The 15146-nt window shown below is 59.4% G+C and carries 13 protein-coding genes; 7 read left to right on the top strand and 6 right to left on the bottom strand.

Annotated elements, in window-relative coordinates:
- Nucleotides 1-138: 138 nt before the first annotated feature.
- Both J3456_RS17195 and J3456_RS17190 read right to left on the bottom strand, forming a co-directional pair.
- A complete protein-coding gene (locus J3456_RS17195; RefSeq protein ID WP_349581424.1) occupies nt 139-864 on the bottom strand; it encodes a GntR family transcriptional regulator in 726 nt (241 codons plus the stop codon).
- Nucleotides 861-1781: a hydroxymethylglutaryl-CoA lyase gene (locus J3456_RS17190; protein ID WP_349581422.1), complete on the bottom strand. Its 921-nt coding sequence runs from the start codon at nt 1779-1781 to the stop codon at nt 861-863. The genes J3456_RS17195 and J3456_RS17190 overlap by 4 nt, the downstream gene beginning before the upstream one ends.
- A 130-nt stretch (nt 1782-1911) precedes the next feature.
- Between J3456_RS17190 and J3456_RS17185 the strand changes: the two genes are divergently transcribed.
- From J3456_RS17185 to J3456_RS17170, 4 genes are all read left to right on the top strand, one after another.
- Nucleotides 1912-3126: a CaiB/BaiF CoA transferase family protein gene (locus J3456_RS17185; RefSeq protein ID WP_349581421.1), complete on the top strand. Its 1215-nt coding sequence runs from the start codon at nt 1912-1914 to the stop codon at nt 3124-3126.
- Between the two features lie 125 nt (nt 3127-3251).
- Nucleotides 3252-4259: a TRAP transporter substrate-binding protein gene (locus J3456_RS17180; protein ID WP_349581420.1), complete on the top strand. Its 1008-nt coding sequence runs from the start codon at nt 3252-3254 to the stop codon at nt 4257-4259.
- A 16-nt stretch (nt 4260-4275) separates the two neighbouring features.
- Complete coding sequence (locus J3456_RS17175; RefSeq protein WP_349581417.1) at nt 4276-4902, top strand: TRAP transporter small permease; 627 nt, start codon at nt 4276-4278, stop codon at nt 4900-4902.
- On the top strand, nt 4899-6170 hold the full coding sequence (locus J3456_RS17170; RefSeq protein WP_349581415.1) for a TRAP transporter large permease: 1272 nt from the start codon (nt 4899-4901) through the stop codon (nt 6168-6170). Before J3456_RS17175 ends, J3456_RS17170 begins: the two co-directional genes overlap by 4 nt.
- Nucleotides 6171-6594: 424 nt before the next feature.
- On the opposite strand, the gene J3456_RS17165 is transcribed toward J3456_RS17170, so the two are convergent.
- The 3 genes from J3456_RS17165 to J3456_RS17155 all read right to left on the bottom strand — a co-directional run bounded on the left by J3456_RS17165 (nt 6595) and on the right by J3456_RS17155 (nt 10004).
- Entirely contained in the window at nt 6595-7269 is a 675-nt protein-coding gene (locus J3456_RS17165; protein WP_349581413.1) for a c-type cytochrome, read from the bottom strand.
- Nucleotides 7256-8638 carry a sulfite dehydrogenase gene (gene soxC, locus J3456_RS17160; protein ID WP_349581411.1) on the bottom strand — a complete coding sequence of 461 codons (1383 nt, stop codon included), beginning with the start codon at nt 8636-8638 and terminating at the stop codon, nt 7256-7258. The genes J3456_RS17165 and soxC overlap by 14 nt, the downstream gene beginning before the upstream one ends.
- 1012 nt (nt 8639-9650) lie before the next feature.
- Nucleotides 9651-10004, bottom strand: a complete 354-nt coding sequence (locus J3456_RS17155) for an FCD domain-containing protein (RefSeq protein WP_349581409.1) — start codon at nt 10002-10004, stop codon at nt 9651-9653.
- Nucleotides 10005-10629: 625 nt separating this feature from the next.
- Here J3456_RS17155 and J3456_RS17150 point away from each other — a divergent pair.
- Genes J3456_RS17150 through J3456_RS17140 form a run of 3 tightly spaced genes read left to right on the top strand, consistent with a single transcriptional unit; the run spans nt 10630 to nt 13505 of the window.
- Nucleotides 10630-11925, top strand: coding sequence for a TRAP transporter large permease (locus J3456_RS17150; RefSeq protein WP_349581408.1), 1296 nt, complete (start codon nt 10630-10632; stop codon nt 11923-11925).
- A 35-nt stretch (nt 11926-11960) separates the two neighbouring features.
- Complete coding sequence (locus J3456_RS17145) at nt 11961-12995, top strand: TRAP transporter substrate-binding protein (RefSeq protein WP_349581407.1); 1035 nt, start codon at nt 11961-11963, stop codon at nt 12993-12995.
- 3 nt (nt 12996-12998) lie between these two features.
- On the top strand, nt 12999-13505 hold the full coding sequence (locus tag J3456_RS17140) for a TRAP transporter small permease (protein ID WP_349581406.1): 507 nt from the start codon (nt 12999-13001) through the stop codon (nt 13503-13505).
- A 169-nt stretch (nt 13506-13674) separates the two neighbouring features.
- Here the strand turns inward: J3456_RS17140 and J3456_RS17135 are convergent, their stop codons facing one another.
- The gene (locus J3456_RS17135) at nt 13675-14823 is read right to left on the bottom strand and encodes a site-specific integrase (protein ID WP_349581404.1); all 1149 of its coding nucleotides are present in this window, start codon (nt 14821-14823) and stop codon (nt 13675-13677) included.
- Between the last annotated feature and the right edge of the window lie 323 nt (nt 14824-15146).

The raw sequence follows: 15146 nt of genomic DNA, 5'->3' as shown, positions 1-15146 counted from the left end.
GTGCCTATGGTACGAAATGGCTCACCTCGCCTGGCCCCCTTCCCTTTTCGTCAATAAATAATTTCATCAGTGGCGTTCAGCCCAGAGTTGGACGGGCTCCCCGCCCGCACACACACAAGTTAGCCCCTACGTTGACAGCTATCCCTCATCCGCCCGGTCCAGCTCCTTCTTCGCGAGATCAGCGGCAGCCTGCAGGTGGGTGGTCATTGCCAGCGCCGCCCAGTCGGGCGCGCGCGCAACAATCGCGTCGGCGATTTCGAGGTGATGGCGGGCTGAGCGCCGCATGTCCTCTTCCCGGTACATGCGGAAGGTGCGCGCCACAAGTGCGAGGTGCACCACTACCGAGAGCATCGCCTTGAGCCGTGACGACCGCGCAGCCTCGAGCACGAGGTTGTGGAAAGCCTCGTTGGCCTCCGACATGATGCGGAAGTCTTCGTCGGAGCGCGGCGGTACGTGGCGCGCCATCAGCTCGGCGAGCCGGTGCAGCTCGGCGGCTTCCTCCGGAAGCGCGTGGGTGGCGGCCCGACGTGCGGCGTAACCTTCAAGCATCATGCGGATCTCGAATATTTGCATGATCTCGTCATCGGCCAGCGCCACCACCCGCAGTCCCGGCCCGGCATCACGAGTCAGCAGGCCTTCGAGCAGCAGCCGCTTCACCGCCTCTCGCACAGGTGTCCGCGACATGTTCAGGCTCTCTGCGAGATCCACCTCCGTCACCCGGTCGTCCTCGCTCAGGCCCCCCGAGAAGATCCGGTCTCGGATCGTCTCGTAGGCCTGTTCTGCTGCCGGACCTTTCGGTGCGGCAGGTTGCGCGAGCTGCGTATCGGGCGCTGCAGGCGCGGGTGGGACGGAGGAACGGGTCATACAGCTGATATAGGTTGCTGGCTGGCAGACGGAAAGGTTCCGGCCTTCATTACCATACCCGGCACATCGTGGCCAAGCTCCGCCTCAAGCCAAAGGGCAGCCTCGGTGGCGCGCTCGATGTTCCAGCCTGTCCCGTACCCAGCCCGCTCCAGCATGTAGGCCAGATCCTCGGTTGAGATGTTGCCGGTGGCTCGCGGCGCGAAGGGGCAGCCGCCTACCCCGCCCAGCGAAGCATCGAACGATCGCACACCCGCCTGCAGCCCGGCCCAAGCGTTGGCAAAGCCGGTGTTGCGAGTGTTGTGCAGGTGCAAGCGGATCGGCAGGTCCGGCCAGCGCGCCTTCACCGCATCCACACGCTCGAGGATGTCCGAAGGCGCCGCAACACCGATGGTGTCGGCCAGTGTCAGCTCGGCGGGCATTATCTTCAACGCCTTCTCCAACACCGCCATCATGCGCTCGACAGACATCTCGCCCTCGAACGGGCAACCGAAGGCCGCCGCGAGTGTCAGCCCGGCGCAGATCTGCCCTTCGGCCACGCGAGCAACGTCATGCCAGAGCGCAATACCATCCTCTGTCGACATGCCTTGGTTTCGGCGACTGAAGGTCTCGCTCAGCACCACGGCGAAGTTCACCTCGTCAAGCTTCGCCGCGACCGCCCGGTCGAAGCCGCGCCGGTTCAGCGCGAGTCCGATGTAGCGCGCCTGCCCGCGCGGCAGCATGGCGGCCAGATCCTCGGCGTCGGCCATCTGCGGAACCTTCTTCGGGTTCACGAAGCTGGTGACCTCGATCCTGCGTGCACCCGCAGCAATCGCATGCTGAACCAAAAGTAATTTTGCATCCAATTTTAAAATGTGCTTTTCGTTCTGGATACCATCTCTCGGTGAAACTTCAACAATTTCAACTTTTTCTACGCTCATAATCAACCTCACACACCAGCACGCGAATTTCTCTGTTTACATTTCATCTCATAATGTATCCATTGCTGGCAAGAGCAGTCTTCCGGCAAGTGGTGGCCGGACTGCGGAACGACAGACGGGAGGGCAGCGGATGCAACAGGCAGACGCGACGCGGCAAGGACCGCTTTCTAACATTCGTGTACTTGAGATGGGACAACTCTTGGCAGGCCCCTTCTGCGGGCAGCTTCTGGCAGATTTCGGCGCGGAAGTAATCAAGTGTGAGCAGCCCGGCCTCGGCGATCCGATGCGGGTCTGGGGCCAAGAGAAGCCGCACGGCAAGTCGCTCTGGTGGCCCGTGGTGGCCCGCAACAAGAAGTCGCTAACCATCAACCTGCGCACGCCCGAGGGCCAGGAGCTGGTCAAGGAGCTGATCAAAAGCACCGACATTCTGGTTGAGAACTTTCGCCCCGGCACGATGGAGCGCTGGAACCTCGGCTACGAGGAGCTCAAGGCGATCAACCCGCGCCTGATCATGGTGCGGGTCAGCGGCTACGGCCAGACCGGCCCCTACTCAACGCGCGCCGGCTACGGCTCCATCGGCGAGGCGATGGGCGGGCTGCGCTACGTCGTGGGCGATCCCAGCACCGCGCCGAGCCGCGTAGGCATCTCTATCGGTGACGAGCTGGCAGCGACCTACGCCTGCATGGGCGCGCTAATGGCGCTGCATCACCGCAACGAGACCGGTGAGGGACAGGTGGTCGACAGTGCCATCTACGAATCTGTGCTGGCGATGATGGAAAGCCTTGTCAGTGAATACGACGTGGGCGGCTACACCCGCGAACGGACCGGTGCGACGCTGCCGAACATCTCGCCTTCGAACGTCTTCGAGACCCGCGACGGCAAAATGCTTTTGATCGCCGCCAACCAGGACACAGTGTTTCGTCGCCTCGCCGCCGCCATGGGTCGGCCCGAGATGGCCACCGACGACCGCTACGCTACGCACACCGCACGCGGCGCCAACATGACTGAACTTGACGGCATGATCGCCGATTGGACCAAGACTATCGACCTGGAGCCGCTCCAGGACCTGCTGGAAAGAAACGGCGTGCCCTGCGGGTTAATCTACACTGCCGCCGACATGCTTGAGGATCCGCATTTCAAGGCACGTGAGGCCATCGTAGAGCTGCCGCACAAGGACTTCGGCTCGATCCGGATGCAGAACGTAGCCCCGCGCCTGTCGCGGACCCCGGGTGCCGTGCGCCACGCCGGCCCTGATCTTGGTGAGCACACGGATCACGTGCTGCGTGACATCCTGTCCGCCACCGAAGATCGTATCGAGGAGTTACGCGCCGCAGGAATCGTCTGAGCGCTACGAACCGCAAAATAGCTGCGCGCGGGACGGGTCTGGAGGAGATCCGCCGGCCGCCAAACCGCCCAGACCGGGCAAACCGTCGAGGCATAAGCCCGCGGGCATCAAGGGAGGAAATACGCATGAAACCCCAGAAGAGCACCCTGTTCACCGGCTTGCTGCTGGCCAGCACTGCGCTTATCGCAACGTCCGGCACAGCGATGGCCGAGCGCACGCTGCGCGCTACGGTGCAGGTAGCCACCAACCACCCGATCGGCGCCAACGTCGTGACCTTCAAGGACGCGCTTGAAAAGATCTCGGGTGGCGAGATGAACGTCGAGATCTACGACAGCGCCCAGCTCTACAAGGGCAGCCAAGTGCCCAAGGCCGTCGCGAGCGGCGCCATCGACATGGGCGTGGTGCTGGCCGACGAGTACTCGGGTACCATCCCCGCCGCCGGCATCTTCTCGGTGCCGTTCCTGTTCCCGAGCTACGAGGTGTTGGCCAAGGCTGCCGATCCCGAGGGCGAGTTCCGCCAGACCTTCGACGCCATGATCGGCGAGACCGGCACCAGGGTGCTGTGGTGGCAGGATTATGGCCCGGTGCAACTGCTGTCCAAGGACGAGCCCCTGACGGAGCCATCACAGATGAACGGCCTGTTGGTGCGCGCCATGGGGAAGCCCTCGGGCGACTTCATCGACGCCGTGGGCGGTACCCCGGTGGTCATCGGCGGCTCCGAGCAGTTCATGGCCTACCAGCGCGGTACAGTCGACGTCGGCATGAGCGGCACCACCGCTGTGCAATCGCGCAGCCTGTACGAGGTGATGGACAACGTTACCATGACCAACCACTCGCTGGCCGAGTTCATCGTAGTGATCAACAACGATCTCTTCGAGGACCTCTCGGACCAGGAAAAGGAATGGGTCACCGAGGCCGCGATGACCGCCGAGCAGGACCTGCGCGAGAAAACCGAGGACAACAACGTCGCCTCGCAGGAATGGCTTGCAGACGGCAAGGCTACCGTGACCGAGCTCACGCCCGAGCAGCTTGCGGCGTGGCAGGAAGCGGCAGCCCCTGCGGTGGGCGTCTTTATCGAGGACGGCGGCGAGACCGCGCAGAACCTGGTAGATGCCGTCCAGGCCCTCCATTGAGCCCCGGCCAGGTTTCATGATGCATGACACCACAAACGATGAGGGCCGGTACAGCGCCGGCCCCGCCCCGGCGCAGGCGAAGCACCGCACGTTGCCGAAGCCTCTGAGGGTCCTGAAGGTTGCCGACCTGATCTCGGTAACGGCGGCACGCATTGGGGCCGTGATGATCGTGGTGATCGCGGTGATCCTCGCTTACGAGGTGACGGCCCGCTACATCTTCCGTGCACCGACGCGGTGGACCTCCGACGTGGGCACCACGCTGATGATGTGGCTGACCTTCATCGCGATGGCCGAAACCCTGCGCACCAACGCCATGATCCGCATCACCGCGCTGGTCGGCAATGCCCGCCCCGCCATGCGCAAACTGAGCCAGGCCTTCACCCTGCTGGTGGTGGGCGGCTTCGCGGTCCTGGCCGTTTGGCTGTGCATCGGCGAGTTCATCGAGAGCGTCGCCACGGGCCGCCGCCAGCCCACCATGCTGCAGATGCCTGAATGGCTCGCCGAGGCGCCGATCATCGCGGGCTATGCCTGCCTCGCGCTGCAGGCGTTTGCCGATCTCGTCCGCCTGCCTTTCCGGCCGGCTCCCAGCTTCATATCGCACGAAGAGGCCGAGGTACACGGTCTGGCCGAGGAGGGCAAATGATCCCCGTCTACATCGTTTCCGTCCTGGTGCTACTGATGCTCACCGGCCTGCCCGTGGCTTTCTCGTTGGCGGCGCTCGGGACTGGCCTGATCGTACTCAAAGGCCTGCCCCTTGCGCTGATCCCCACCAACCTCTTTGGCTCACTGAACGACTTCGTGCTGCTCGCGGTGCCACTGTTTTTGCTGATGTCGAACATCCTGCTGCGCGGCGGCGTGGGCCGTGACCTGTTCCGCGCGGTTCAGAGCTGGGTCGGCCACTGGCCGGGCGGCATCGGCGTTTCGGCGTTGCTGTCTTGCGGCATTTTCTCGGCAATCTCCGGAAGCTCGGTCACCACGGCGGCCACCGTCGGCACCGTGGCCGTGCCTGAGATGACCAGCCGCGGCTACAAGCCCTCATTCACGCTGGGCCTTCTCGCAGCGGGTGGTACGCTTGGCATCCTCATCCCGCCTTCGATCCCGCTGATCGTCTACGGCGTGATCGCGGAAGAAAGCATCGGCAAGCTGTTCTTGGCAGGTGTCGGCCCGGGCATCCTGCTGATCACCGTCTTCGCGATCTACACCATTCTGGTTTCGGCCTTCGGAAGCCAGGCAGAAGCAAGCCCCAAGTCGAGCTGGTCTGAGCGCATGGCCGCCACCTCGCGCGCCTTCCCCACCATCCTGCTGGCCGTGGTCATGCTGGGCGGTATCTACGCAGGCGCATTCACCCCGACCGAGGCCTCGGCCATCGGCGCCACCATGGCGCTGCTGATCACCGTCGTGCAGCGCAGCCTGAGCTGGCAGGATTTCCTCCACGCGGTGAAGGACAGCGTCAAAACGACATCGGTGATCTTCCTGATTGTCGTGGGCGCCAAGATCTTCGGCAAAGCCATCACGCTCTACCAGCTGCCCGCGCAAATCGCGCAGGTGTTCGAGACTCACGTCCCCAGCCAGCTCGGATTCATCATTATCGTGTCGCTGATCCTGCTGTTCATTGGCCTCTTCCTCGAAAGCATGTCGATGCTGCTGATCATGGTGCCGGTGCTGCTACCGACAGTGCTGGGGCTCGGCCTCGACCCGATCTGGTTCGGCGTCTACTTCGTGCTGCTGATCGAGATCGCGCTGATCACACCGCCGGTGGGGCTCAACCTGTTCGTCATCCAGGCGATTGCAGGAACGCCCCTCTCGACCGTGGTCAAGGGCGTGCTGCCCTTCGTGCTGATGATGCTTGGCGTCGCAGTGCTGCTGGCGCTGTTCCCGCAGATCGCGCTTTGGCTGCCCGGAAAGCTTTGACGCACAGGCGACGAGACAACGGAAAAACCGGCCGGGAGCTTCGAGATATTCCAAATTGTAGGACACGGGCGACAGGAGACTGTTGCCCGTTTTTCGCTTCAGATCTTCATCAACCTTGAAGTTTGGCGCTCATAAAGATGGGTAGCAGCGCGACCCCCAAGAAAACCGCGCAATGCTGGCGGAAACTTGGGACTTAGGTCAATTTAGCTACGGAGTAGCTTCCCATAATGACCGCGGTGCCGCCGCAAAACATGGGAGTCCATGACCGGTAAGGCCAGTTCGGGGCGCCGACCGCGAATCTCCAATTAAGAATATTTGTATTTGAAACCAGTAGGAGCTCGAAGCGGAAATCGCGCTTCGAGTCCTTGGCACAGCTTACCTGCACCCCGAAGTGGAATAGGCGGTCGTAGGAGTGGCTTGATTCCTATTTCCCGGGTGTGCCGTCCCGCGGGTCAGGCACGAACCCATCGGCGTTGGGCATCACGACCTTAGGCATGGTTTCGGCATCGAGCACCGAATCCGGTTCATTAGAGGTGATACCCGCGCGCCCCAAGATAAAGGCGCTCACAGCATAAACCTCGTCGGCCGTCAGGGACCCGGGTGCGTGTAACGGCATCGCGCGATGCACATAGTCGAAGAGCGTCGAGCTATGAGGCCAATAGCTCTCTATCGTTTTAATGGGCTTGTCGCTCGCCAGACTGTCACGCCCCCCGATCAATTTCGGAGCACCGAGCTCTGAGATACCTTCCAAGTTTTCCCCATGACACGAAGAGCATTCGTACTCATAGATCTCCGCGCCCTCCGCGTAGGTTCCACTGCCTTCGGGAAACCCTCTCCCGTCTGGCATTGCGTCGATATCGATCGCAGCGACCTCCTCTTTGGATGCGGGTCTTCCAATACCAAACCGGTTTTTTTCAGGAGCCAGCCCGATGTTGCTTTCCGAACTTGAAACCGGGACGGGCTGAGGCGCGCGTTCACCGGTCTCTTCAATGATGTCGGGCAGTGCGGCGGACGTCCGGGTTTCAGAATTACTCTGGGCAAGAGCAATAGAGCCGGCCAAAGTCAGTCCCCCGATGAGCAGCAGTTTATGCGTGAACATTGGTCACCTCCCCGTCCTTTGCAATGTGCCAGCTTTGAATGGAATTCAGGTGGTAGACGGACTTGGTGCCGCGCACCTCAACCAACTCCTGAAGGGTTGGCTGGACCGAACCGGTGTCGTCGACAGCTCGGCTTTGAATGACAGCCTCTTCACCAGTCCAGGTCCAGGGCAGTCTGAACCGCGTGTGGCACTTGGGAAGGACCGGTCCTTCGAGCTTGGCTTCTTGCCAGGTCTTGCCGCCATTGACGGAGATCTCGACGCGCTTGATGGCGCCTCGGCCGGACCACGCCAATCCAGTGATCTCGTAGAAACCGGCCCGCGGCAGCTTCATCGCGCCAGAGGGAAAGGTGATAACTGATTTCGTGTCCATCTCCATACTGAATTGGCGCGCCGTGCCATCAGGCATGAGATCAGTGTATTTCGAGGTCTCTTCGCGGGTCATGAAGGGCTTGTCGCTTACTTCCAGGCGCCGCAACCACTTGATGTGCGTATTACCCTCGTAGCCCGGCAGCAAAAGCCGGAGCGGGTAGCCCTGCTCCGGCCGCAGCGCCTCGCCATTTTGCGCATAGGCAAGGATGGCGTCGTCCATGGCTTTGTCGATCGGCACCGAACGCGTCATGACTGCAGCATCTGCGCCCTCTGCGAGGATCCAGGTGGCATTGCCCTTGATGCCAGCCATCTCAAGCACCGTCGACAGGCGCACGCCGGTCCATTCGGAGGTCGATGTCAGGCCATGGGTCCCCTGCACTGTTTTCAGCGTTGGCTTGACCCATTCGGTAAGGCCGTTTCCCGAGCACTCGATGAAATGGATGCGGCTTACCGCGGGCAGTCGCTTGAGATCATCCATAGTGAAGCGCATGGGCTCATCGACCATACCGTGAAGGATCAACGAATGGGTTTCCGGGTCGATCGTGGGGATGCCACCGTGGTGGCGCTCGAAGTGTAGCCCTGAAGGCGTGATGATGCCGTGGCTTGACCCCAAGGGTGTCATCGACCAGCTGGAGTCCAAACTCGCTGTCGGGTAGCGCCAGCGCACTTCGTTCTCAAATTGCGAGCGGGAACCATAGCCACCATCTTCGAGAATGGTCCTGCCCTGCTCTTTTGTTGGATCGGGCTGAACGAAATAGTCATACGCACCGGGAGGGACCTCTGCCGCAGCGCGGCTGCCCACAAACGCGGCGCCGCCCATGGCCAGCCCGCCAGACAAGAGGCCGCGCCGGGACAACCCGTTGAACATGCCCTCCTTGCAGTCGCAATCTTCATCTTGGTCGGGGTTGAGTAGCTGGCTCTCTAATTCGACCAGGCTTTCGGCCATATGTCGTTCTGCCGGGCCATATCTGGAAGCCGGGAACCGGTCGTCATGCGTCATATCATCCCTCCCTGAAATAACATGTTCTCGAAGCGAAAAACGCTCCGTTTGGAAACATAATGCGAAGACTTAATTGCTATGGCAACTTATTTTCCCTCTTAGGGAGAAATTCCAGCACAGCACCCGCCCTCCCCAAACGCTGCAGAACGGCCCCCAGCACCAGGAGTTCATTCCAGGAAAAAGCGTGCCGATTTCTCTACAGACATGGGGCTCCTTCGCAGTAACCAGCGGTTTTTGCTGGACTGTTTTCGCTGGCTCCCCCACGATGCAGCGGAATGCACACCGCGCCGGTTAGGCGCAGCCTCGCCGCAGCTATGATCCGATCGGAGAAAGGCGACTTTGAGCAGTCCAGAAACAACTATGAGGAAACCAGCAAGCGATTGGATAAGAACGCTCGGTCGCATGAAGCCTGGCTGAAGCAAAAGCATGTTCAGAAATCCAGAACCTAAAGACGGGTTGGAGACGCACCTACGCCAGAGTTCCGTTTGGAAGAACGCAGGCAGGGCGACCAGTCCTTGGCACTTCATCATGCATTCTGCGTTGAAATATATTGTCGCTGTGGTGGCATTTCGTGTCGAAACCCCTGACCAAATTTTCGAAAGCCGCACATACAGCTTGGACAAGTATCAACTCTAATTTCGAGTTAATCTACGCCGATTGCGCGTTCAATAGGGTCCCCCGAGCTTCCAGGTGTCGGAGACAAGGTCGACGCCTACTGAAGGGCCCATCTCAGCCTTACCAAATACTTGATGCCGCCCATCGAATGCCCGCGATAGAGGCTTTCAAGCCTTCTACCGACAACAACTTTGCCCGATCGATAACTCTCTTCGGCTCAGACCATGGCGGTAGCGACCGCCTTACTCTGGTGAGCCATCCCCGCGCAGTGCAATTCGCATCGCCGCGGCGGCCGCGGCCAGTACATGTGCTGAAATCACATTAGCCGCCCATTCAGGCGATCTTGCCGCTATCGCAACGATGATTTCGCGGTGATGCTCCGCGCTGCGCAAAAGATTCACTTCCCCGTGAGGTAATAAGTCCGCGCTACAACACCGATGTCCACCGCAACAGAAATCACCGTCATCAGCCGCGGCGAACAGACCGCTTCATAGATCGTGCGGTGAAAGGCTTCATTGGCCACGGAAATGATCCGGTAGTCATCTGGGGACTTAGACGGGGTATACGCCAGCATCCGCTCGGCCAGCGTCTGAAGCTCGGCAATCTGCTCGGGCGAGGCCGGTTTGGCCGCGCGCCCCGCAGCATAGCTTTCCAGCCTACGCCGGATTTGAAAAAATCTCCTCCAGCTCGTCTTCGGGAAACTTCGCCACCCGGGTGCTGTAGCCCTTCCCCCGCTCCACCAAGCCTTCATGGATCAAACGGTGATTTGCATCCCGCACCGGCGCTGTGCTAAACCCCAACTCCAGCGGCACGGCCTGTCCCGTTAGGCGTTGGCCTTGCACAGATCGCCTTTCAGAATTCTGCTGCGGATGGCTTTATAGGCAAGCACTGCCGCCCCAGGCTTTACTGCGTCATCCGGCATTAAGCATTGTCCGCCTAATCCAACTCCACCTCATCTCCCTTTGCCACCCGGGAAGGCCCTACGTTGTACACATAATGCGCAGTACCTGTATCGATCCGAGACCGCCCCTTTTAGACCCTCTCGTGCAAAAGGATACGGAACCTACAAGGCGCAACATAGTATTCAGGTAGTGTTTTAAGCCAACTCACGCCCGCCGCGTCTGTCACAGTTTTGTATTCATTCCACTCCCGAAAAAGAAACTTCTTTATATAAAAACCCATTTCTTTGAAAAAAGGTATACCAAACTGTACGACCTTCTGGTTTGATGCTCCTCGGGAGATGGGGGGAGTCGGGACGTCTTTCCGATGCAGGAGAGGCGTCCAAGATCCTTTAAAAATACGTGTTTCGATCGCCAAGCGCGGTTGGATCTGGGGAGGAAGTCAGTGACAAAAGTCAAAACCCGGCAGGTGGCTGCATGATCGAGCCCACCCTCGTCGTGATTGTTCTGCTTGCGCTCATCGGAGCAGGGGCGCCTATCTTTCTCGCCTTGGGTACCAGCGGGCTTTTGGGGCTTTGGATGGCGCGCGGCCCTATCGCATTTTTCTTTGCACCCACCTCATTCTTCGGGCAGCTCAATTCCTTTGAGTTGATCGCTTTGCCGCTCTTCATTCTTATGGGCAATCTCTTGGGCGCCACCCCGGTGGGGGCTAATCTCTTCAAAGCCGCCGCGTTATGGCTGCAATGGCTCAAAGGGGGCTTGGCCATATCCACCGTGGGGGCCTCTGCCGTTTTTGGCGCAGTCTCCGGCGTCTCTGTCGCCGGCGTGGCGGCCGTGGGCTCGATTGCGGTGCCGCAAATGCTCGCGCGGGGCTATTCAGAGCGTCTGGCCGCCGGATCGGTCGCCTCCTCTGGCGCCCTGGCCATGCTCATCCCGCCTTCGGTGCCTTTCATTATCTACGGGGCCGTCTCAGGCGTCTCCGTGGGCGCGCTTTTTGTGGGCGGCATTGTGCCCGGCATCGCCTTGGCGCTGGCCTTGTCCCTCTACATCTATACCCGGGTCACACTGAACCCCGAAGAAGCGCCGCGCGACACCGGCCCCAAACCTGCCCTGTCGGTCCGGTTTAAGGCTTTGGGCGGCATCTGGCACGCGCTTTTGCTGATCTTCATTGTGCTGGGGGCGATCTATTCTGGCTTTGCCACCCCGTCAGAAGCCGCCGCCTTTGGTGCGGCGGGGGCCTTTTTAATCGCCGCCGGTATCTTTCGGGTTTTGACGCTCAAGTCCACGATGCGGATTCTGGAAAACTCGGTCAAAGTCTCCGGCACCATCCTGCTGATCATTGGCTGTGCGCGCATTTTTGGCGATTATCTGAACCTGGTGCGGGTGCCTGAGCTTATCACCGAAGCCTTGGTCTCCACACCTTTACCGGATTGGACGATCCTGGTGATCTTGATGCTCGCGCTGATCATCTTGGGGATGCTGGTGGATGCGGTCTCGCTGATCGTTGTGACCACTCCGATCCTACTGCCGCTGATCGTGACCATGGGCTATGACCCGCTGTGGTTTGGCATCATATTGGTGATGAACCTTGAGATCGCGGTGGTCACCCCACCTGTGGGGCTGAACCTATATGCGCTGCGCGGGGTCTGCCCCATGCTGCGCATTGAGACAATCATTCGCTCGGTCTTGCCCTTTGTCGCCGTGCAATTCGTCGTTTTGATGATCTTTGTTCTGTTCCCGCAACTGAGCCTTTGGCTGCCCAGTCTGCTCTAACCAAAAACGCAAGCTCAACACTGGAGGAAAGACCCATGACCATTGACCGTAGAGAGTTTCTGCAATCGAGCGCCGCCCTATTTGGCGCAAGCCTGGCATTTGGCCTGAGCGCAGGGGCCGCCCTTGCAGAGACGAAGATGACTGGCGTGTCCTACCTGCCGCCGAGCTACAAAGCTTTGTCTTATGGCTCTGCTGGCTTTGTGGAGCGGCTGAATGCCTCAGACGCGGTAACGGTCGACTATTACGACAGCGGCAAGCTGCTGAAAGCCGATGAACAGCTGCCCGCGCTGCGCGCGGGCTCCATCGATTTTATGTTCCACACTACAAGCTATGTGACCCGCTCGATCCCCATTCTGGGCATCACCGGTCTGCCGGGCGTGGTCGACGCACTTTATGAAAACCCCGATCGCCTCAAAAAGGGCAGCCCGCTGTTTAACTTTATCAACGAGCAACTGGCCGAAGAAGACCTCTATATGGTCTCGATGATGGGCAATATCCTTGAGCCAGAATACATCTGGTCGACCGAAGCGGCCCCGGTACGTTCACTGGACGATCTGGACGGCAAAAAACTGCGGGTTGTGAGCTTTGAAGCCACCAAAGTTGTCGAAGGCTTTGGCGCGGCGGCGGTGCGCATCCCCTCCTCGGAGCTCTATCTGGCCCTTCAGCGCAACACGGTGGATGCGGCCGTTGCCAATATCTCCACCGTGGTCGGCCGGTCGCTGCAAGAGCAGATCGACCATGTCTATAAACTGCCCATGACCTCCTTTGGCATCGGTCTTTTTGTCACCACCGACAAATGGGCCAGCATGGGGGAAGCTGAGAAAGCCGCCTTTGAAGAGGCCGCCATGTGGTTTGACGAACATGGGGCTGAGCACTCCAACAATTCCATCTACCCCGATGAATATTGGCCCATGATGGAAGAAGAAGGCATCGAGGTCATCGAGCCCAGCGAAGACGACATTGCCAAGCTCAATCAGTCCGCAGAAGACGTGCGTCAGGCGTGGATTGAAGAAGTGGGCAAAGACGTCGGCGAGCGCGCCATCGCGCTGGCCCTCGGCGAGGCGTCCTAACCCATGGTCGGCGCCGTCACGCGAGGGTTCTCCGGCATTGTCCGTGCGGCGCAGATCGGCGGGCAGATCGTGTTGGCCTTTATGGTCATCACGATCTGCTATGACGCGATCATGCGCTATGTCTTCACGGCGCCGACCTCCTGGTCTTTGGAGATCAACACCTTTTTAATTGTCTATGTCGCCTTGATGACCGCAGCCGATGTGCAGCGGACCAAGGACCATATCGCGATTTCATTTTTTTCAGACGCGATGGGCCCGCGCGTCCAGCGGGCTGGCCAGGCCCTGATTGGCCTGGCCGGCATGGGCTTTTGCGGCGTCATGGCCTGGCGCGGCGTGCTGATCACCGCACAATCATGGGAATATGGTGAACGGGTCTCCTCCAGCTTTGGCACCTATATGGTGTTTCCCTATGCGCTGTTGCCTTTGGGCTTTACCATGCTGGGGTTGCAGTTTTTCGCAGACCTTATGAATGCGATAACAGGCGCGGCGGGCAAGCAAGCGCGGGACTGACCCCCGCTCCACCTAACCCGCGCTGTGGCCCGAGCGAGCGGCGCGGTGCCTCTCGGGGCAGATCAGCGGTCTGCCTTTTGTTACACGGCCAGGCTGCGGCAGTCCTCCTCAGCATGCACGCGATTGTCTTTAGTCATAAGATTTAGCAATATCAATTACTTAAAAACCTTCATGCATCAGCCTGCATCAACTTTGAAGCTTCATGTCGAAGGTCTACACTTGTGAATGGCTGGATGGAAGGCCACCACTCTGCATCGAGAACGGCCGCAACTTCAAGGACCGGCCCCAACTTTCGGCGTTTGTAGAGGTCGGTGGTAGGGCTTCCGGCCTCAAAAAGTTGCCGCCTGGTCCGAGATGATATCTCAAAATGCCCCATAACTGCGCTGATCGCTGCATCGCTCACCCTCTCGTCGAGCCAGTCGGCGAATGTGCGTCTAATCGAATACCAATTTACGTTCCCTTGTTCGGTTGGTTCCAGCACTTTCCGCTTGATTTGATCCGACGTTCTGCCCGAATGCGCTCGCGCCACCAATCTCTGAATAATTTGCGTAAAATTACGAGCCCCTGCTGAGATCGGCCCGCCGCTTTCATGAATAAGAAAACCGTCTCCATGTGCTGCAATCAGTCTGCTCAAGATACGCTCCATAGGACCAGTAACCGGAATAATGGGGGTGCTCTTTCGCCTATTCGTCTCGACAAAACCTTCCCCCAGAAGATCAATAACACCAAGGTCAATGCGAACCTTCGTCCCCGTCATGTCCGCCACCGCACCGATCCGACCACCGCAACCAATGTCGAGAAGGAGAAGATCAAGAATGTGTGGCCGCCTACATGTATCGATCAGCAGGCCCAGTTCCTCGAAGGTGATGTATCGGCCTTTAGGATTACGATCTTCCGGCGCTGTGACCCCTGCGATGAAAGGGATCTTCGGCGGCTGATGAATCGTTAGATTGTCGCTTTGCGCAAGTTTGCAGGCCTCTACCGCGCTGCCGATAATGTCAGCGATAGTATTGGGGTGCAGCCGGGGCTTGCCCTCCGGCGTCAGGGTCTTTAGCTTCGACTTGGCATTCTTGGGACGGACCCGCCCCTCTTCCATACCCTTCACCAGCGCCCGAAGAGCACGTCCCATCTTGGACATCCTGACGTTCCAAAGATGCGGCTTGAAGTATAGCTCTCTACGGTTTTCCAAAAGACGAAAGCGTTCGGCCGCAAGCTGCTTCCGCTTGTCCTGCTCAAAGCCGAGCCAAATTTCACTGAACGTTGGATCATCGCCGCTGTCAGGTCGAATGGTCTCAGTGCGATCCAAGACGACCTTCATGCGCTCCCTTGCAAGCTTTCTTGCCTGTTCGAGAGTTGCCGCATGAAGGTGCTCCGCTCTAATTTTTTTCGCGTCAGGATCCCACCACCTCAAGTAGAGTGCGCACCGGTTCTCAGCTATGGTGAACCGACCGATTTTCTCAATTGTCTTCATGCATCAGTTACCCCGTGACTTTCTCACTGGATAACAACAACATTGTTGATTGTCACTGAGAACTGACCCGGTATTTTCACCGAGATTTGACCCACCCTCAGTTATGCGTCGTGGTTTATGACGCGGTCAATGTTTTGGCCTCCTTTCGTGTTTTCTTTGCAGCCTCAGCG

The sequence above is a fragment of the Sulfitobacter sp. NFXS29 genome (assembly GCF_040148765.1).
Taxonomy (GTDB): Bacteria; Pseudomonadota; Alphaproteobacteria; order Rhodobacterales; family Rhodobacteraceae; genus Sulfitobacter.
The sequence above is the reverse complement of the archived record's forward strand: the minus strand, read 5'-3'. Positions and strand labels throughout refer to the sequence as shown.